Here is an 18,572-nt window from a genome sequence, read left to right on the forward strand (position 1 = left end):
GCCGGTCAGGGAGGAGGCTCGGCCGCCAGCTCGCGCAGCGCGTCCAGGACCGTGCGCACCGCGACCCGGTGCAGGCTCTCGGGGCGGGCGAGAACGTCGATGTGCCGCTCGGCCGGCAGGTCGGCCAGCGGCCGCAGCACGACGCCGGGACCGGGCCGGCCGGTGTGGCCGGGCAGGAGCGCGAGCCCGCCGCCGGCCGCCACGATCGCGGCCACGACGGTGAACTCGTTGACCCGGTGGACGATGTCCAGCGGCCGGCCGGCGGCCGCCGCGATCGCCGTCAGCACACCCTCCAGCGGGAACCCCTCGCGCACGCAGACCCAGGGCTCGGTGCTGACGTCGGCCGCGGTCAGCGAGGACTTCGAGGCCAGCCGGTGGCCCGCGGGCATCGCGACGTACAGCGGCTCGTGGAGCAGCGGCACGACCGTGAGCCGGTCGGCCGGCCAGGGCGGGCTGTGCGCCAGCCGGTGCGCCAGCACCAGGTCGTAGTCGGCGGCCAGCGCCGGGAAGCCGGCCTGGGCCACGTCCTCGTCCGAGCACCGCACCGGCGGCAGTCCGGCCCGGCTGAGCAACGGGCCGAACCAGGTCAGCCCGGCGCTGTGGAAGGCGGCCACCGTGACGGGTGCGGCCGGGTCGTCGAGGTAGGCCTGCACAGCCCGGCCGGCCCGGTCGAGCGCGGTGGAGACCTCGATCGCCGCGACGGCGAGGGCCCGGCCCGCCTCGGTCAGCACGAGACGGCGGCCGCGGCGCTCGGTCAGCGGCACCCGAGCCGACCGTTGCAGCGACCGCAGCTGCTGGGAGACCGCCGACGGCGTGATGTGCATCGCCCGGGCGACGGCGGCGACGCTGCCCCGGTCGCCGAGTTCCCTGAGCAGGCGCAGGTGGTGCAGATCCATAAGGCTTCACTACACCATTGGTTGAGGGGTTGGCACCTTGTCTTCACGATAGTCCGGCTCCAGGCTGCGACCATGTCGATACGTCGCAGCGATCTGTTGTTGCTGGCCGTGGCGATGGTGTGGGGGAGCAGCTATCTGGCCGCCCAGACCCTCGTCCTGGCCGGTGGGGTGCTGGCCGTGCTGGCGCTGCGCTTCGTGATCTCGGCGATCGCGCTGGCGCCGGCGATGATCGTGCGACGGCCCGGCCGGCCCGAGCTCCGGGTCGGGGCGCTGCTCGGCCTCACCCAGGCGACGGTGCTGGTGCTGGAGACGTACGGGGTGTCGCTGACCAGCGCGACCAACGCCGGGGTCCTGATCAGCCTGACGATCCTGCTCACGCCCGTGCTCGAGGGGGCCGTGCGCCGGCGGTGGCTGCCGCCCCGGTTCTTCGGCGCCGCGGCGGTGGCGGTCGCCGGGGTGGTCCTGCTCGTCGCCGGCCCGGGCCTGCGCGCACCGACCGCGGGCGACGCGCTGATGCTCGCCGCGGCCGTCGTCCGCACGGTCCACGTCACGCTGTCCGGCCGCCTGACCGACGGCCGGCGGTACGACACGGTGACGCTCACCTGGCTGCAGATGGTGGTCGGCGCGGTCCTGTTCGCGCTGGCCGCGGCGCCCGCCCTGCCCTCGGCGGTGCGGGCCTTCGGGCCGGGGCAGTGGCTCGGCGTGCTGTATCTGGCGCTCGGCTGCAGCGTGTTCGCGTTCCTGGTGCAGCTGTGGGCGATCCGCCGGACGTCGGCGGCCCGCGCGAGCCTGCTGCTGGGCACCGAACCGGTGTGGGCGGTGCTGATCGGGGTCGGCATCGCCGGCGAACACCTGACCGCGGTGGCCGTCGCCGGGATCGCGCTGGTCCTCGGCGGCACCTACTACGGCCAGCGCGTCGAGGCCGGCCACCGGGCGCCGGTTCCGGTCTGATCCCCGGCGACCCGCCGCGAGCGATCTATCGTTGCCGGTGGAGGGCACTTCCGCCCGCCGCCGTCCGGGGAGTTGGTCATGGCTCAGTTCACTGTCGTCCAGGAGGTCGGCGCGGCCGCTACCGAGGTGTGGGCGGCGCTGGTGGACTGGCCGCGGCACGGCCGGTGGGCGCCCCTGACCGAGGTGCGGACCCTGACCGAGCGTCCCGACGGCGTCGGCGCCCGGTTCGTCGGCCGTACGGGTCTGGGCCGGTTGGCCTTCGACGATCCGATGACCGTGACCTCCTGGACGGCCCCGGAAGGTGACTCCCCGGGCGATCGGGCCGGCAGGTGTGAAGTGATGAAGACGGGCCGGGTCGTGCACGGGCGGGCCTGGTTCTCGGTGACGCCGTTGCCGGGCTCGCGCAGCCGCGTGGTCTGGTTCGAGGACGTCACCGTCTCCCCGCGCCGGCTCACCCGGTTCGCCGGTCCGCTGTTGTCGATCGCCGGCCGGCTCGGCTTCGCCGCCACCCTGCGAGCCCTCGCCCGCGAGGTCGAACACACCGCCGCATCGCGCGTCTAGCGCGCTCACCTGGCGCCAGGCCGAGCCGGTCGGCCGCGATCGCTCAAGAGCGGGCCCCAGGTGCCGATGGGAGAACGTGCCGATCGGCAGGTCCCGTCGGATGCCGCACTGGGGAGCCTGCCTGACCGTGGGAGCAGCCGCGACCGCCGGCTACGGGCTGTGCTGCCTCCGGGTGCGGTCGGGCAGGCCGTCGTCTACGGCCTGATCGGTACGGTGTCCGTCGCCGTCGTGGTCCACGCCGTCCGCCGGTATCGGCCGCAACAATCCTCGACCTGGTACACGTTCATCGCCGGCCTCGCCGCGTGGCTCGCGAGCAAGGCCTACAACGACCTCCACGGCCACCAGGCCGGCGACGAGCTGCTCGCCGCCGCGGCGACGGCCTGGCGCGCGAACCTCCGCGACGGTGGCCTGCTGGCCCGGTACGGCGACGAGGAGTTCGGCCTCCTGCTGCCGGCCCGGACTCTCGCGGAAGCCGCCGGCAAGCACGCCGGTCGGGCCCGGATCACCACCGATCTCGCCCCGATCGCCGTGGACCTCTCCCGGTCATGACGACCGCGCGTGGGTGTCGCCCCTACGGGATCCGGGCGACGGCGCCGTAGCCGGTGGCCTCGGCGGCGGTCGGCCGGGGGCCGGGCCCGGGGCGCCAGTCGGACACCGAGACGATGCCCGGCTCCAGCAGCTCCAGGTCGTCGAAGAACGTGGTGACCTCGGCGAGCGTTCGCGGGGAGAAGCGGGGCTTGATGTTCTCGTTGATCGCGTTCATGGCGGCGATCGTCTCGGGGTCGAGCGGGTCGAACGTCGCGTGCGACAGCATCAGGTAGCTGCCGGCCGGCAGGGCGGCGACCAGCCTGTTCACGATGCCGTAGGGATCCTCGTGGTCCTCGACGAAGTGCATGATCGCCACCAGCTGCAGCGCGATGGGCCGGGTCCAGTCCAGGGTGCTGCGCACCGCCGGGTCGGCGAGGATCTTTTCCGGGTCGCGCACGTCGGCGTCGATGTAGGCCGTGGCGCCCTCGTCCGAACTGGTCAGCAACGCCCGGGCGTGGCTGAGCACGAGCGGGTCGTTGTCGACGTAGACGATCCGCGACTCGGGCGCGATGCCCTGGGCCACGTCGTGCACGTTGTCCGCGGTGGGCAGCCCGGTGCCGATGTCGAGGAACTGCCGGATGCCGGCCTCGCCGGCGAGGTGGCGCACCGCCCGCTGCATGAACGCGCGGTTCTCCCGGGCGGCGGTGCGGATGTGCGGGAACACGCCGGCGATGGCGTCCCCGGCGTCCCGGTCGGCCTGGAAGTTGTCCTTACCGCCGAGCCAGTAGTTGTACCGTCGCGCCGGATGCGGTCGGGTGGGGTCGAGATCTGGTCCGCTGCGCTGATCTCTGCCCTGGTCGCTGCCCATCACCGTCTCCGTTGTCCGTCGATGCGATTTCGCCATCCTAGACCGCGACGAAAACCGCCCGCGTCCCCAGGAGCGTCCACGGTGGTCGGCCCGCGCGGCGCCTCGCGCCTCACCGGGCGCGGCGTCCGGAATCACGGATTTCGTCGACTATGGAGATCTTCATGACGGTACGCCGGTCGTTCGCCGCCCTGCCCGCGTCGCTTCCGGTGATGGCACGTCCTGTCCTCGCCGGCCCCGATCCGGCTCGTCAGTCCGGTGCGGGAGCCAGGGCCGACCGCAGCTCCGCGCCGAGTTCGGCCAGCGCCTGGGGCGCGCTGCGGCAGAGCTTCGGAAAGGCCAGAAACCCGTGCGGCATGCCGGCGTACGTGGTGGTGCGCACGGGCACGCCGGCCGTCTCCAGGGCCCGGGCGTAGCGCAGACCGTCGTCCCGGATCGGGTCGTGCTCGGCCACCTGGATCAGGGCGCGGGGCAGGCCCCGGTGGTCCGCGGCGAACAGCGGTGATGCGTACGGCTGCTCGGGGTCGGCGCCGCCCAGGTAGTGGTCGCGGTAGGCGATGACGTCGCCCTTGGTCAGGATCGGGGCGTCGGCGTTCTCGTCGACCGAGGGGCTGGAGCCGGTGAGGTCCGTGGCCGGATAGATCAGGGCCTGGAACGCGATGGCCGGGCCCGAGCGGTCCCGGGCCATCAGGGTGGTGACCGCGGCCAGGTTGCCGCCGGCGCTGTCACCCATGACGGCGAGCCGGGCCGGGTCGGCGCCGAACTCCCCGGCCCGGGCGGCCAGGTCGACCAGGGCGGCGTAGCAGTCCTCGGCGGCGGCCGGGAAGCGGTGGGTCGGGGCGAGCCGGTAGTCGACCGACACCACGACCGCGCCGGCCGCGGCGGCGACGTTGCTGCACAGCCAGTCGGCCGTGTCGAGGGAGCCGACGACCCAGCCGCCGCCGTGGAAGTTCACGATCAGGGGCAGTGGGCCTCGACCCGGCGCGGCGGGCCGGTAGCTGCGGATGCGGAGCCGGCCGGCCTCACCCGCGGCGTACGAGTCGGTGAGGGTCACGCCCGGGGCGACGGCGCCGAGCAGCAGGTCGGTCACCGGGTTGTGGCTGACCTTGGCCCGCTGGTTGCGCAGGATCTGCTCGGTGCTCTGCCCGACGATCGAGTTGCGGCGCAGGACGCGACCGAGGATGCGGACGCGGAGGTCGATCTTCGCCATGGACGCAGTCAACGCGTCCCGGAGCCCGGTTGTCCAGCAGGAGCAGGTCACCGCCCCGGCGGGCGGCTCGGCCATCGGCTGATACGGATGGTTATGATCGCCGCGACCATGGGGGATCATGAACGACCTGAAGGACACCCGGCGTCTGCGGCTGCCGCAGAAACCGGTATTCGTGGACTGGCACGGCCGGCGCCGGCGGGCCGTCACCGCCGTCGGCGTCACGGTGGGGGTGGCGCTGGCCGGTTGGCTCGTGCTCATCGTCGCCGGCGTCGTCCTGGCGATGTCGGGGAGCGGCTGACCCCGTGCCCCGGCACCGCGACGCCGGGCGCCCGCGGGCGCACTGGGCGATCTTCGTGCTGGCCGTCGCCGCCCTGGTCGCCACGCTGTTCCTCGACGATTTCGCGCAGGAGACCGGTGGAGGCACCGTCCCGCCGGGCCAGACCGAGATCGTGGAACGCGGATCGGCCGTCTCCGGTCCGGTCATCCATGTGGCGGACGGCCGGGTGGTGGCCGAGCGGCTGCCGTCGCGCACGGTCGCGCTGACCTTCGACGACGGGCCCGACCCGGTCTGGACGCCGCGCATCCTCGACGCGCTGCGCCGGCACGGGGCGACCGCCACCTTCTTCGTGGTCGGCGCGCAGGTCAACGAACATCCGGAGCTGGTACGCCGGATCGTCGCCGAGGGCCACCAGCTCGGCCTGCACTCGTTCACCCACCGCGACCTCACGACCATGTCGGAGCCGCGCCGGCGCCTCGAGTTCGAACTGACCCGCAACGCCGTCGCGCACGCCACCGGCCAGGACGTCCGGCTGTTCCGGCCGCCCTATCTGGCCTCCCCGGCCAAGGTCGACCGGGCGGCGCTCGCCCTGATCACCGCGGCGGGCCGGGACGGGTACACGACGGTGCTGGCCGACCGCGACACCACCGACTGGCGCCGGCCCAGCGTGAAGACCATCGCCGGGCTGGCCGTGCCGGGCGGCTCCGCGGGCGCCGTCGTGCTGATGCACGACGGCGGTGGGGACCGCTCGAACACCGTCGAGGCGCTCGACGTCGTCCTGCCGAGGCTGGCCGCGCAGGGGCACCGCGCCGTGACCATCTCCGCCGCGCTGCCCGGCACGCCGCCCGCGACCGCGGCCCCGTGGCGGGCCAAGGCCCAGGGTGGCGGGTTCGCGGTCGCGCAGCGCGGGGCGGGCTGGACCCGTACGGGACTGTTCTGGTTGATGGTCTTCGCCACCGCGCTGGCCGGCACCCGGATGCTCATCCAGGTGAGCTGTGCGTGGTGGCACGCCCGGCGGCGGCGGAAGAACCCGCTCGGGCCGTACGAGGCGCCGGTCTCGGTCATCGTGCCCGCGTTCAACGAGGCGGCCAACATCGTCGCGACGGTCCGGTCGCTGCTGGCCAACCACCGGGCCGACCTGGAGATCCTGGTGGTCGACGACGGCTCCACCGACGGCACGGCCGACCTGGTCGAGGCCCTCGGCGAGCCCGGCGTCCGAGTGTTGCGCCGGCCCAACGCCGGCAAGGCGGCCGCGCTGCGCACCGGGATCGCCGAGGCCCGGCACGACCTGCTGGTGATGATCGACGGCGACACGATCGTCGAGCCGGACACGATCGACATGCTGGTCCGCTCGTTCGCCGACCCGGCGGTGGGTGCGGTGGCCGGCAACGCCAAGGTGGCCAACCGGCGTGGCGTGATCGGTCGCTGGCAGCACCTGGAATACGTGGTGGCCTTCAATCTCGACCGGCGCGTGTTCGAGATGGCCGACTGCATGACGACCGTGCCGGGCGCGCTCGGCGGGTTCCGTCGCGCCGCGCTCGAGGCGGCCGGCGGGGTCCGCAGCGACACCCTGGCCGAGGACACCGACCTGACGATGGCGATCGTGCGGGCCGGCTGGCGGGTCGTCTACGACGACCTGGCCTGCGCCTGGACCGAGGCGCCGGGCACCTGGCAGGCCCTCTGGCGACAGCGCTACCGCTGGTGTTACGGGACCATGCAGGCGATGTGGAAGCACCGGAAGGCCCTGACCGAACGCGGCCCGGCCGGCCGCTTCGGCCGCCGGGGGCTCGGTTATGTGGCGGCCTTCCAGATCCTGCAGCCGCTGCTCGGCCCCATCGTCGACGTCTACTTGCTCTATTCCCTGCTGTTCCAGCCGTCCGGTCTGGCCGCGGTGCTCTGGCTGGGCCTGCACCTCGCCCAGTTCGCCGTCGCCGCGTACGCGTTCCGCCTCGACAAGGAACCCGGCGGGCCGCTGTGGTCGCTGCCGCTGCTGCAGATCGGCTACCGCCAGCTCATCTATCTGGTCACCATCCAGTCCGCGGTCACCGCGCTGGCCGGTGGCGGGCTGCGCTGGCACGTGTCCAGCCGCACCGGCCGGGCGGCCGCGCTCGACGCGTCCGCGGCGACATCCGACCCGAAGGCGGCGCGCACCCAGCGGCTCGTCCGGCAGATCCGGCTCGGGCTCTATCGCGACCCCCGGTGGGCTCGGTACAGCTTCCGGGCCGGCCTGGCGCTGATGCTGATCAGCGCGGGCGTCTGGGCCGGCGGCACGATGGTCACCGGCCGCTACGCCGGCGCCGTGGCGCGCGACGACCTGCTCGGCGTGACCGCGTCCTATCACCTCGCGCCGCAGGGCTGGAGCCTCGACCGCGCCCTCAACGTGCTGCTGATCGGCGTGGACTGGCGCAAGGGGCAGACCGGCATGATCCGCTCGGACACCGTGATGATCCTGCACGTGCCGAAGACCAAGGACCGGGCGTACCTGTTCTCGTTGCCCCGCGACACCATCGTCGACATCCCGGCGCTGCCCGCCGCCGGTTTCCAGGGCGGCCGCGACCGGCTCAACAGCTCCTTCGCGTACGGCGCGGGGCTGGACCAGAATCGGGCCCAGGGAGGCCGCCTGCTGGCCGCGACCGTCCAGAAGCTCACCGGGCTGCCGGGCCTCGACGCCGCGATCCTCATCGACTTCTACGGCTTCTCCGACGTGGTGAAGGCGCTCGGCGGCATGAAGGTCTGCGTCGACGCCGACGTGCGTTCGATCCACACCAAGCGGTTGTTCCGGGCCGGCTGCCGCCGGATGAGCGGCGAGGAGGCCATCGACTATCTGCGCCAGCGCAAGAAGGTCAAGGGCAGCGACTACGGCCGTCAGCAGCACCAGCAGCAGTTCATCACGTCGATCGCGGCCGAGGTGAAACGGCAGAATCTGGCGGCCAACCCGGTACGGCTGGACGCCCTGCTGCGCGCGGCCGGGAACGCGATGACCGTGACCACCGGGCCGGCCGAGCCGCTCGACCTGGTCTTCGCCCTGCGCGGCATCAACCCCGACCGGGTCACCATGCTGCGCACCCCCGGCCACGGCCGGCACGACGCCGCCGGCAACTATCTCGGTGAGGTCCTCGAGCCGGCCGCCTTCGACCTGTTCCGGGCGGTACGCGAGGAGAAGCTGCCCCGGTTCGTGGCCGCCCACCCCGAACTGACCGGCCGGCCCCTCGTCTGACCACGGTCGTCAGCCGAAGCCGGGCCGTGGCGGCACACCGCGCGGGTGACATCGGGCGACGGTCGCGCCCGGCGTGACGGATGTGCCTGGTCCGGGCCAGTAGGGTGCGCGGATGCCACCGCGTCGGCAGCGCACGGGAATCTCGCGTACAGGATGGTCCTATCTCCTTCTCGGCAGTGCCGTCTTCTCCAGCGCGCTCGGAGCGTTTCTGCTGTTCCTCATCCGCGAGGGCCGGGAGAAGTCCGATCAGTGGGCCAGCATCCTCGGGCTGTTCATCGGGATCTCGGGCCTGGTGGTCTCGATCGTCGGGCTGATCGTGTCGTCACGGTCGTCGTCGTCCGAATACGCCGATCCGTCGGCGGGCCGGTGGGCCGAGCCGCTGTCGGACGGCATCCGGGAACTCGTGCGGCACCAGGTCACCCATCTGTCCCAACCGGTCGACGTGGAGGTCGTCGTCCACGAATCCCTGCCCCGCGGCCGGCTCGAGACACGACAACCCGGCTATACGACGACGACTTCAGCCCTGCACAAGGTGTTCCTGACCACGCTCAGCGGCAGTCTCCTGATCACCGGGGAGACCGGCACCGGGAAGAGTCACCTGTTGCAGCGCCTGGCGTACCGCACGGCGGAGGCGGCTCGAAGCGCCGGACCCGACGCCCCGGCCACGAGACTGCCGGTCTATGCCCGGTTCAGGGACTGGGAAGCCGACATGACCGTCGAGGACTGGCTCATCCGGGCCCTGGACGACCTGGTCGGCCTCTCGAAGGACATCTCCGCCGGCGGCATGTCGAAAGACATCGCCGCCGGCATGATCGAGGCGTCTCGAGTGGTGCTGCTGCTGGACGGACTCGATGAGCTGGACAGCGCCCAGCTGCGACAGTCGCGACTGGAGGAGATCGAGCGACTCCAGGAACGCGTCGGCCCGATCACGATCGCGATCACCTGCCGGACCACCGAGTACGAACGGCTGCCGGCCACGCAGCAGTGGCGGCACGTCGAACTCTCGGCGCTGTCGAAGGCCTCTGTGCTCGGGGTGCTCGCGGCGAACCGGCTCACCGCGCTTCGCAGCAGCGCGCAGGGAAACGCTGATCTGCTCGAGGCCCTGACCAACCTCTTCATCCTCAACGCCGCGGCCGCTGTCTACCGGGAATCGCCGGTCGAGGACACGGTCCACGGCGGCAGCTGGCGGCAGCGGATCCTGGACCGATACGTCGACCATCTGACGCTCGCCAAGGACAGCAGCACGTTCATGGGCCGGCCGGCGGCGGCGGCGACCCGTCTGCGCGAGGGGCTCTCCTGGATCGCCGTCGAACTGCTGACCGGGGAACGGCAGCGCTTCACCAGCCATCCCCCGCCACGGTGGTACGGCCGACAGAAGTCGCCGGAGATCGGGGTACAGGCACTGATCGCTGTGGGCGACGCGGCAGTCGTGGGCGGCGTGGTCGCAGGCGCCTTGGCGACTCTGCTGAAGCCGGCCGGGGCCGCTGCCATCGGCGGGCTGATCGCGGCGTCCGTGCTCGCCATCGATCTGTACGTGAGTTTCCGGATGCCCTACGGCTTCATCGATGGGGACGACGACACCGAACAAACCTGGTCCGTTCAGCATGCCGCCCGCCATTTCCCGGCGCTGTTGTGGCGGTGGGTCCGAAAGCTCCTCGTGGTGATCGCGCTGGCCATGGTCTGTGGGCTGATCTCAGTGGCGGCGGTGTGGCGGAGCCCGTTCTCCATCGACTGGGAGCCGGTGCTGTTGTCCGTGATGGGCATGCTGCTTCTGGCCGTCCCCTTCACCTTCGTGTACGCCGGACTCCACGATGGTCCCGCTTCCGCCGTCCTGCCATCCCCGGTCGAGACCGGCCTCAAGCCGGTCCTGCGTCAGATGATGCGGCCACCGCCGCGCACGATGCTGCTGTCCGCCGGCCTTTCGGGGCTCGCCGCCGCCACCATCGCCGCATCGGGTTTCCTCTTCGATCGCGCCAGGGCCGTGGCGGTCATGCCGGACCATCCCGCAGCCGGCATGTCGCGGATCTTCCTGCGGCTGGAGTCCGGATGGAGCGAGGCTCCTCTCGGCAGCCTGTACCCCGGCGTGTGGTGGGTGCCGACGGTGGCGCTCATCGTGGCCGTGACCGTCTGCCTCGCCAACGGCGTACTGACGGCGTTCAACCAGATCCTGACGGTCTTCTGGGGACGGTGGCTGCAGCGTGCGGCCGGCCTGCCGTGCGACCCGATGCAATTCTTGTTCGAGGCGACCCGGTACGGGCTGGTCGAGGAACGGTTCGGGACCTACACCTTCACTCACCGCCTGCTCAAGGAGCACTTCGCCGAGTACGAGACCCGCCACGAACCGGTTCTCGACCGATCGGGCTGATCCGATCTTCAGGCCGCGCGGCGGGTCCGGACCCGGATGTGGTCGATCGCGGCGGCCGGCGACGCGCCACCCCGCGGCTGGGAAAGGTCATCGGTAGCCTCAGCGGCATGACCGACTACAACGACTGGAACGCGAAAGTGATCGACGAGTTCCGGGCGAAGGGCGGCAAGGGCGTCGGCCAGTTCGGCGACGCGCTCCTGCTGCTGCATCACACCGGCGCCCGGACCGGGGTCGAGCGGGTCTCCCCGCTCGCCCGTCTCGAGGACGGTGACCGGCTGGTGATCGTGGCCTCACGAGCCGGCGCGCCGCAGAACCCGAACTGGTTCCACAACCTCAAAGCCCATCCCGACACGACGATCGAGGTGGGCACCGAGACCCGCGCTGTCCGGGCCGTGGAGATCACCGGCGACGACTACGAGCAGACGTGGGCCCGGGTGACGGCGGCGATGCCCAACTTCGCCGAATACCAGACGCGGACGACCCGCCGGATTCCGCTGGTGGCACTGCTCGACAGGGATTAGATCGCTCTGCGGCCGGGCCGGGCCGCCTCGACAGGACGTGCTCGAAGCGGCCGCGGGTGGCCGGGCGTTCGAGAGGCCTCCGTCCTGGGGCGCCCGGGCGGAGGCCTCTCGTCGGTCGGCCGAGCCGTCAGGCCTCGATGTCGGAGAACAGGCCCTTGAACGGCACCTGGGTGCCCACCAGCCCGCCGAAGAGATCGCCGGCGGCCGGGGTGGCTACGGCCGCGGAGGCGTCCTCGTAGCTGGCGAAGTAGAGGTCGAGGGTCCGGTACGCGGGGGTCGGCGTGCCGTCCTCCTTGGGCCACACCCGGGCCGACTCGAGCCGCTGCAGGTTCGGGAACTTTTCGGCGGCCCGCTTCACGTCCTCGTAGACCCCCTCGAACGCCTCGGGGTCCGCGGGGTTGTCGATGATCAGCGTGATCTTGGTGGGCATGGCCGTCTCCTTGCGGTTGACCGAGCGAGGAGCCGTGCGGCCTCGCCGGTGGAACGATCGTTCTGTCACGAGCAACGGTAGGCGCCGGCCGAACCCGCGTCAAGACCGAACGTTCTACCTCTTGGTCGTGGCCGGCTCGACTGCGAGAACGCCGGGCAGGGCGCCGACCTCGGCGGCGAGGCCGGGAAGCACTCCGGGACTGCTCAAGTCCACGTCCCAGAAGTACGGGAGCTCCGGGCCGGCCCCGGCCGGGAGCGGCGCGCCGTCGCAGTAGGCCTCCCGATACGCCAGGGACGCCGGGTCGTAGGCGAAGCTCGACCCCCAGGCGCCGGGTACGCGGAAGATCGCCGCCTCGATGAGGTTGCGTCGCTCCGCCGTCGTCTCCGGACGGATGAAGACCCGAGCCCCATAGGCGAGCCGGTCGGTGCTCGGTGCTTTCCAGGCGGGGGTGGCCAGCACGCAGGCCCGGCCGGCGGCCGAAGCGCTGTCGGCCAGGCGCGGCGCCCGGTCGGCGAACCCGGCCGCGACCAGGGCCGCCGCGGCCAGGCCGAACGCCGCGATGCGGGCCGGCTGGGACCGCTCGCTCCGGCGAGGCGTCGCCGCGAGCAGCAGCATCACGCACGCGAAGACCAGGGCGGGCTGCCACAGGCCGTGCAGGATTCCTCTCAATCCCAGGAAGAAGAGCTCATCGGCCGGCCCCGGGGTGTCGTCGCCGCCGGTCGCATAGAGCGCGACGAAAGCGGCCAGCGGCAGCAGCAACGTCAGGCCGATCGTGGCCGACAGGACGGTGATCGCTCGCAGCAGGCGGCGCCCCTCGACCCTGCGGGCCACCCATCCCGTCATCAGCCAACCCAGAAGGGCGGCGACCAGGCCGCCGGCCAGGGCGATGAGCCACAACACCGCCGGGGCCGATCGGGAAAGGGCGAACGTGACACTGCCCTCGGAGTCCCAGGAGGCTTTCTTGTCGACGACGGTGTCGTCGAAGTGGAGGGTCAAGCCGTCCCGGGTCGCCCAGAAGGTCGCGGACCGCGAAGCCGGCGGAACGTCGTCCGGTTCGGGGCCGGTGAACTCCACCCCGCCACGGATCGTCCAGCCGTTCGCCGCCAACCGGTCGCGCACCTGTGTCGCGTAAGCCACCACATCCCGGGTCTCGGCGGTGTGCCGCACCCAGTGGTCGGCGAACCCGTACTGCCAGCCTTCGCCGTCGCCGGTCCTCACCCAGCGGGCCGCGTCGCCGCCGCCCCACACGGTCAGGCCGGGGAACACCTCACGTTTCAGCTCGTCCGACGTGACGCCCTGGGGCAGCGACGGCGCCAGCGCCCAGCCCGGCGAGGCGGCGGCCGCGGCGCCGAACACTCCCGCCAGCACGGTCACCAGGGTGGCGATCACCACGACGGCCCGGCTGCGCGGATGACCGAGCCGGGCCCGCATGCCGTGCCGCATCAGGTTCAGCGCCTGCCGGGCCGCCGGCCGCCGCCGGGTGCCCTCCTCCTCGCCCTCGAGGATCGTGTCGAGCAACTCGTCGCGTCTCGGGCCGGGCGGATAGGCCAGGAGCAACCGGCGGAGCTGCCGCTCGAGGCCATCCGGGCCCGGGGCCTGGTCGGCCATCAGGAAATCACCAGGCCCGCGGTGGCCGGCCCGAGCCCGAAGCGCCGCCGGGCGGAGAGCTGGCCGTTCGCCGCGTCCACACTGGCCTGCAGCCGGGCGGCCTCGGCGTCCAGGGCGGCCGCGCCGTCGTCGGTGAGGCGGTAGTAGCGCCGGGCCCGCCCGCGGACGATCTCCTCCCGGTCGGGCTGGACCAGGCCCTCGTCGACCAGCCGGTCGAGCGCGGCATAGAGCGTGCCGGCCTGCAGCCGGACCCGGCCACCGGACAGCCTCTCGGCCTCCTGGATCAACGCGTAACCGTGGCGGGACTCCGGGGCCAGGGCGGTGAGGATCCAGAACGTGGGCTCACGCATAGGGCTCGTACCTCCATATAAAGATGATCTCAATATAGAGGGTGCGGGCAAGGCCCCCGGCCTGGGAGGCGGGTCGGGTGGAGATCTAGCGTCGCGCGGACTCCGCGGACTGCCGCTCGGTGTTGACCCGGAGGAGTCCCTCGATGCCGCTGAGGAAGGTGTCGGACACCAGCGCGGGGTCGAAGAGGCACCCGGCGGCCATGGCGCCGTCGCGCAGCATGACGAAGTGGCGCGCGGCGGGGCCGGCCGTTCCCTCGTGGACCTGCGCCATCAGCGTGGTGAGCGTGTCCAGGAACCACTGCCGGTGGGCGATGATCTCCCGGTGGACGGGGTGGCCGGTCTCGGGGTACTCGGCCGCGGCGTTCAGGAAGGCGCATCCGCGGAAGCCGGGCGACTGGATGTTCTCGGCGATGGAGCCGGCGATGGCCAGCAGCGGTTCGACCGGCGAGGCGTCGGCGGTGATGGCCGCCTCGACCCGGCTGCGATCCATCTGGTGGACCTCCCGCAGATAGGCCACGATCAGGTCCTCCTTGCCGGGGAAGTGCCGGTAGAAGGTCGCCCGGGTCACCTTGGCCTCGGCAATGATCCGGTCGACGCCGACGGAGTGGATGCCCTCGGCGTAGAAGATCTTGATTGCCGTGTTGAGGAGCCGGGTCCGGGCTTCGGAGGGCCGGGCTTCGGAGGGCCGGGCTTCGGAGGGCCGGACTTCGAGGTCGCCGCGCGTCATGCGGCCCATTCTAGCGAATAGAACGTTCGGTCTGTAACGCTGCGTGCCGCCGGACGCGGATGCCGCCGGCGGCCGGTCCTCAGCGGGAATCGGTCGAGCGGGAGAGGGCTTCCCAGGCGGCGATGTCGTGGTCGACGGCGTCGCGACCGGCCCGGATGACGCGCAGGGCGTCGGAGCCCAGGACGAGGTGGCGCGGTGGTTCCGGCAGGTCGATGACGCGCAGGATGGCAGCCGCCGCGCGGGCGGGGTCGCCGGGTTGCCGGCCGCTGGCGTTCCGGCGGGCCTCCCGGATGGGATCGAACAAGGCGTCGTAGTCGGCGATCGAGCGAGGGGCGCGGGTCATCGAGCGGCCGGCCCAGTCGGTGCGGAACGACCCGGGCGCCACCGCGGTGACGTGGATCCCGAAAGCGCTGACCTCCTGGGCCAGGGACTCGAGGATGCCTTCCAGCGCGTACTTGCTGCCGCAGTAGGCGGAGACGCCCGGGAAGCCGGCGAGGCCGCCCATGGAGGTGACGGCCAGGACGTGGCCGCAGCGCCGTTCGCGCAGGAAGGGCAGGACGGCTTGGATGGCGGCGGCCGCGCCGAAGACGTTGACCTCGAACTGGGCGCGCAGGGCGGACAGCGGGGTCTCCTCAAAGGTGCCTTCCAGGCCGTACCCGGCGTTGGCGATCAGAGTGTCGATGGGGCCGACGGTCCTCTCGACTTCGTACACCATCGCGAAGACGGCGTCGTCGTCGGTGACGTCGAGGAGGCGCGCGTGGGCGCGCTCCGGGTGCAGGGCGGTGAAGGAACTGGCGTCGGCGTCCTTGCGGACAGTGCCGATGACCGTGTGGCCGGCCTCCAGGGCGGCGACGGCGACCGCACGGCCGAGGCCGCTGCTGACTCCGGTGATCAGGAAGATTCGGGCGGTGTCTGTCATGGGCCAAGCGTGCGAGCCGAGGGTCGGCCGTCACCAGGACGCCTGTTTCCTGGGCATGGCGTACCCAGGCATCCGGGCCAGGCCGGGCCCGGCCTAGCCTGACGTGATGACCGGCAACGACCTGGGCGAGTTCCTCCGGGCGCACCGTTCCCGGCTGCGTCCCGGTGACGTCGGCCTGCCCTCGTACGACCGGCGGCGGGTGACCGGGTTGCGGCGCGAGGAGGTCGCCGTGCTGGCCGGCATGAACAGCGACTATTACGCCCGACTGGAGCATGCGGGCGCCCCGGCGTTCGTCCTCAACCCGGCCAAGGATTTCGTCGGGCTCAACGCTCTGGCCGAGGCGTTGTTCTCTCCCTTCGGGGCGGTGGACAACCTGGCCCGGATGACGTTCCTGGACTTGGCGGCCCGGCGGTTCTTCGTTCGCTGGGAGCGCTTCGCCGAGTCGGTCGTGGCCGGGCTCCGCCATGCTCACGGCCTCGACCCGGAGTATCCCCGGCTGCGGGAGCTGGTGCGTTCGCTGAGTGAGGAGAGCGACGCCTTTGCCGCGTTGTGGTCGTCGCACGCCGTCTACGGCAAGACCCAGGAGGCCACCGAGCTCCTCCACCCGGATGTCGGGCCGCTCGCGCTCGTCTCCCAGTCCTTCGACGTACGCGGAGCGCCGGGTCAGATCCTGGTGATCTATCAGGCCGACAGCGGGAGCCGGAGTGCCGACGCGCTCATTCTGCTGGGCGCCCTCCATGCCACCAGCCGGCCCTGAGCCCGTCGTCACGTATACCAAGTCTGGGGTCAAGGCCAGGCGTGGGTGGGGCCCGGGTCGGCGTGGGCGCGCAGCAGATCGTCGACTCCGTGCGGGAAGGTCTCGCGGACCAGGGCCGGGTCGAACAGGCAGCCGGCGGCCATGGCGCCGTCGCGCATCATCACGAAGTGCTGGGTGGCGGGGTCGGCCCGGGTGGCCCGGATGCGGGTCAGAAGGTCCCTCACGGTGTCCGAGAACCATCGGCGGCCAGCGGCTCGCGTCGTCGCTTTCCATGGTCACGCCCTAGCGGATAGAACGTTCGGTATTGACAAGAGCGAGGGCCGGTCGCCATGCTGGCTAGCAACAGAACGTTCCATCTACCAAATTCCTGAAGGGTTCACCGTGACCACTGTTGCTGTCTCGCCCGGCATCTCCCAGACCGCGTCCGCGCTGCGGCGGTTGTACTTCGTCCGAGCGGCGTTCGCCATCGTGTGGGCGCTGGTGACGATCGCCACCGCGAAGGAGATCGGCCCGCTCACGGTGGTCCTGTTCGTGCTGTATCCGCTGTTCGACGTGGGGGCGGCGATCTACGACCTGCGCTCGTCGCGGTCCGCCGGGTCGCCCACCCTGCTGTACGTGAACATCGCCGTCAGCCTGCTCGCGGCCATCGGGCTGGGGGCCGCGGCCGCGTCGGGCATCCCGGCGATGCTGCGGGTGTGGGGCGCCTGGGCGATCGTCGCCGGTCTGGTCCAGCTGATCGTCGGCGTCACCCGCCGCACGATGGGCGGCCAATGGCCGATGATCATCAGTGGTGGCATCTCCGTGCTCGCCGGTGGTTCGTTCATCGCCGCCGCCGGCGCGGACAACCCGGCGCTGACCAACGCGGCCGGCTACGCCATCCCCGGCGCCATCTTCTTCCTCATCGCGGCGTTCCGTCTCGGCCGTAGCGCGAAGGGCAACTGACATGAGCGACCTGACATACGACGTTGTGGTGATCGGCGCCGGTCCGGTGGGAGAGAACGTGGCCGACCGGGTCGTGCGGGGCGGCCTGACGGTCGCGGTCGTCGAGCGGGAACTGGTCGGCGGGGAGTGCTCGTACTGGGCGTGCATGCCGACCAAGGCGTTGCTGCGCAGCGCGTCGGCGTTGCGGGCGGCTCGTCAGGTGCCCGGCGCCCGGGAGGCGGTGACCGGCGGGCTGGACGTGGCGGCGGTGCTGGCGCGGCGGGATTCCTTCGCGTCGCAGTGGAAGGACGACGGGCAGGTGTCCTGGCTCGAGTCGGCCGGGATCGCCCTGCACCGGGGTCAGGGGCGGATCGCCGCCGACCGGGTCGTCGAGGTGACCGGTGACGACGGGGCGACCGTGACGGTGACGGCCCGGCACGCCGTGGTCGTGGCCACCGGCAGCAGCGCGTTGCTCCCGGACATCGCGGGTCTGCGCGAGGCGTCGCCGTGGACGAGCCGTGAGGCGGCGGCGGCCCCGTCGGTCCCGGGCCGGCTGGCGATCATCGGCGGCGGTGTGGTGGCGACCGAGATGGCGACCGCGTATTCCGCTCTGGGGTCCGAGGTGACGGTGCTGGCCCGGCGCGGCCTGCTGGCTGAGGCCGAGCCGTTCGCCGGGGAGCTGGTCGCCGAGTCGTTGCGGAAAGCCGGTGTCTCGGTACGCCTGGACGCCCGGACCACCTCGGTGCGGCGCGACGACACCGGGACCGTGCGGATCGCGCTGGCCGACGGCGAGCAGGTCGAGGCCGACGAGGTCCTGGTCGCGATCGGCCGTACGCCGAACACCCGGGACATCGGCCTGGACAGCATCGGTCTGCCGGTGGGCGGCTGGCTGACGGTCGACGAGACGTTGCGCGTCGTCGACGGCGGGCACGACTGGCTGTACGCCGCGGGCGACGTGAACCGGCGGGCGCTGCTGACGCATCAGGGCAAGTACCAGGCGCGCGCGGTGGGCGACGTGATCGTGGCCCGGGCCAAGGGCGAAAAGGTGGAGGACGGCCGGTGGGGCCGGCACGCGGCGACGGCCGACGGGTCCGCCGTGCCGCAGGTGGTGTTCACCGACCCGGAGGTCGCGTCGGTGGGCCTGACCGCGGCCGCGGCGCAGGCGGCCGGGTTGCGGACGCGGGTGGTCGACCACGACCTGGGCGCGGTGTCGGGGTCCGTGCTGCACGCCGAGGGCTTCCAGGGCCAGGCGCGGATGGTGGTCGACGAGGATCGGCGGGTCGTCGTCGGCTTCACGCTGGTCGGCCCGGACGTGGGGGAGCTGCTCCACGCGGCGACGATCGCGGTCGTCGGCGAAGTCCCGCTGGACCGGCTGTGGCACGCCGTGCCCTCCTTCCCCACGGTCAGCGAGGTCTGGCTGCGCCTGCTGGAGGCGTACGGCCGCTGACGGCACCGCCCGACGTCCGCTC

Annotated in this window: 19 protein-coding genes; 10 read left to right on the plus strand and 9 right to left on the minus strand. The window is 72.2% G+C overall.

What is annotated here, in order from left to right; all coding sequences use genetic code 11:
• Positions 1 to 5: 5 nt before the first annotated feature.
• Positions 6 to 896, minus strand: coding sequence for a LysR family transcriptional regulator (locus HJC40_RS34345; protein WP_250007580.1), 891 nt, complete (start codon positions 894 to 896; stop codon positions 6 to 8).
• Between the two features lie 72 nt (positions 897 to 968).
• On the opposite strand from HJC40_RS34345, the gene HJC40_RS34350 reads away from it, so the two are divergent.
• The 3 genes from HJC40_RS34350 to HJC40_RS45735 all read left to right on the plus strand — a co-directional run bounded on the left by HJC40_RS34350 (position 969) and on the right by HJC40_RS45735 (position 2,957).
• On the plus strand, positions 969 to 1,847 hold the full coding sequence (locus HJC40_RS34350; RefSeq protein WP_250007581.1) for a DMT family transporter: 879 nt from the start codon (positions 969 to 971) through the stop codon (positions 1,845 to 1,847).
• A 78-nt stretch (positions 1,848 to 1,925) separates the two neighbouring features.
• On the plus strand, positions 1,926 to 2,408 hold the full coding sequence (locus HJC40_RS34355; RefSeq protein WP_250007582.1) for an SRPBCC family protein: 483 nt from the start codon (positions 1,926 to 1,928) through the stop codon (positions 2,406 to 2,408).
• A 159-nt stretch (positions 2,409 to 2,567) separates the two neighbouring features.
• Positions 2,568 to 2,957, plus strand: a complete 390-nt coding sequence (locus HJC40_RS45735; RefSeq protein WP_308200980.1) for a diguanylate cyclase domain-containing protein — start codon at positions 2,568 to 2,570, stop codon at positions 2,955 to 2,957.
• Between the two features lie 22 nt (positions 2,958 to 2,979).
• On the opposite strand, the gene HJC40_RS34365 is transcribed toward HJC40_RS45735, so the two are convergent.
• Together HJC40_RS34365 and HJC40_RS34370 are read right to left on the minus strand one after the other, a co-directional pair.
• Positions 2,980 to 3,804: an SAM-dependent methyltransferase gene (locus HJC40_RS34365; protein ID WP_250007583.1), complete on the minus strand. Its 825-nt coding sequence runs from the start codon at positions 3,802 to 3,804 to the stop codon at positions 2,980 to 2,982.
• Positions 3,805 to 4,051: 247 nt separating this feature from the next.
• Positions 4,052 to 5,011 carry an alpha/beta hydrolase gene (locus HJC40_RS34370; RefSeq protein WP_250007584.1) on the minus strand — a complete coding sequence of 320 codons (960 nt, stop codon included), beginning with the start codon at positions 5,009 to 5,011 and terminating at the stop codon, positions 4,052 to 4,054.
• Positions 5,012 to 5,129: 118 nt separating this feature from the next.
• On the opposite strand from HJC40_RS34370, the gene HJC40_RS34375 reads away from it, so the two are divergent.
• From HJC40_RS34375 to HJC40_RS34390, 4 genes are all read left to right on the plus strand, one after another.
• Positions 5,130 to 5,309, plus strand: a complete 180-nt coding sequence (locus HJC40_RS34375) for a hypothetical protein (RefSeq protein WP_250007585.1) — start codon at positions 5,130 to 5,132, stop codon at positions 5,307 to 5,309.
• A gap of 4 nt (positions 5,310 to 5,313) precedes the next feature.
• A complete protein-coding gene (locus HJC40_RS34380) occupies positions 5,314 to 8,505 on the plus strand; it encodes a polysaccharide deacetylase family protein (protein ID WP_250007586.1) in 3,192 nt (1,063 codons plus the stop codon).
• 112 nt (positions 8,506 to 8,617) lie between these two features.
• Positions 8,618 to 10,870, plus strand: a complete 2,253-nt coding sequence (locus HJC40_RS34385; RefSeq protein ID WP_250007588.1) for an NACHT domain-containing protein — start codon at positions 8,618 to 8,620, stop codon at positions 10,868 to 10,870.
• Between the two features lie 107 nt (positions 10,871 to 10,977).
• Entirely contained in the window at positions 10,978 to 11,391 is a 414-nt protein-coding gene (locus tag HJC40_RS34390; RefSeq protein ID WP_250007589.1) for a nitroreductase family deazaflavin-dependent oxidoreductase, read from the plus strand.
• A gap of 127 nt (positions 11,392 to 11,518) precedes the next feature.
• On the opposite strand, the gene HJC40_RS34395 is transcribed toward HJC40_RS34390, so the two are convergent.
• The 5 genes from HJC40_RS34395 to HJC40_RS34415 form a co-directional block, all read right to left on the minus strand.
• Positions 11,519 to 11,821, minus strand: coding sequence for a hypothetical protein (locus HJC40_RS34395; protein ID WP_250007590.1), 303 nt, complete (start codon positions 11,819 to 11,821; stop codon positions 11,519 to 11,521).
• Positions 11,822 to 11,935: 114 nt separating this feature from the next.
• On the minus strand, positions 11,936 to 13,429 hold the full coding sequence (locus HJC40_RS34400; RefSeq protein ID WP_250007591.1) for a hypothetical protein: 1,494 nt from the start codon (positions 13,427 to 13,429) through the stop codon (positions 11,936 to 11,938).
• On the minus strand, positions 13,429 to 13,779 hold the full coding sequence (locus tag HJC40_RS34405) for a PadR family transcriptional regulator (protein WP_250007592.1): 351 nt from the start codon (positions 13,777 to 13,779) through the stop codon (positions 13,429 to 13,431). Before HJC40_RS34405 ends, HJC40_RS34400 begins: the two co-directional genes overlap by 1 nt.
• An 85-nt stretch (positions 13,780 to 13,864) precedes the next feature.
• Positions 13,865 to 14,506, minus strand: coding sequence for a TetR/AcrR family transcriptional regulator (locus tag HJC40_RS34410; protein WP_250007593.1), 642 nt, complete (start codon positions 14,504 to 14,506; stop codon positions 13,865 to 13,867).
• A 79-nt stretch (positions 14,507 to 14,585) separates the two neighbouring features.
• Complete coding sequence (locus HJC40_RS34415; protein WP_250007594.1) at positions 14,586 to 15,425, minus strand: oxidoreductase; 840 nt, start codon at positions 15,423 to 15,425, stop codon at positions 14,586 to 14,588.
• Between the two features lie 106 nt (positions 15,426 to 15,531).
• Between HJC40_RS34415 and HJC40_RS34420 the strand changes: the two genes are divergently transcribed.
• Complete coding sequence (locus HJC40_RS34420; protein ID WP_250007596.1) at positions 15,532 to 16,182, plus strand: helix-turn-helix domain-containing protein; 651 nt, start codon at positions 15,532 to 15,534, stop codon at positions 16,180 to 16,182.
• 29 nt (positions 16,183 to 16,211) lie between these two features.
• Here HJC40_RS34420 and HJC40_RS34425 read toward each other — a convergent pair whose 3' ends face one another.
• Complete coding sequence (locus HJC40_RS34425) at positions 16,212 to 16,406, minus strand: hypothetical protein (protein WP_250007597.1); 195 nt, start codon at positions 16,404 to 16,406, stop codon at positions 16,212 to 16,214.
• A gap of 157 nt (positions 16,407 to 16,563) precedes the next feature.
• Between HJC40_RS34425 and HJC40_RS34430 the strand changes: the two genes are divergently transcribed.
• On the plus strand, positions 16,564 to 17,124 hold the full coding sequence (locus HJC40_RS34430; RefSeq protein ID WP_250007598.1) for a hypothetical protein: 561 nt from the start codon (positions 16,564 to 16,566) through the stop codon (positions 17,122 to 17,124).
• Position 17,125: 1 nt separating this feature from the next.
• Entirely contained in the window at positions 17,126 to 18,550 is a 1,425-nt protein-coding gene (locus HJC40_RS34435) for an NAD(P)/FAD-dependent oxidoreductase (RefSeq protein ID WP_250007599.1), read from the plus strand.
• Positions 18,551 to 18,572: the final 22 nt, after the last annotated feature.

This window comes from Actinoplanes sp. M2I2, assembly GCF_023544445.1.
GTDB lineage: Bacteria > Actinomycetota > Actinomycetes > Mycobacteriales > Micromonosporaceae > Actinoplanes.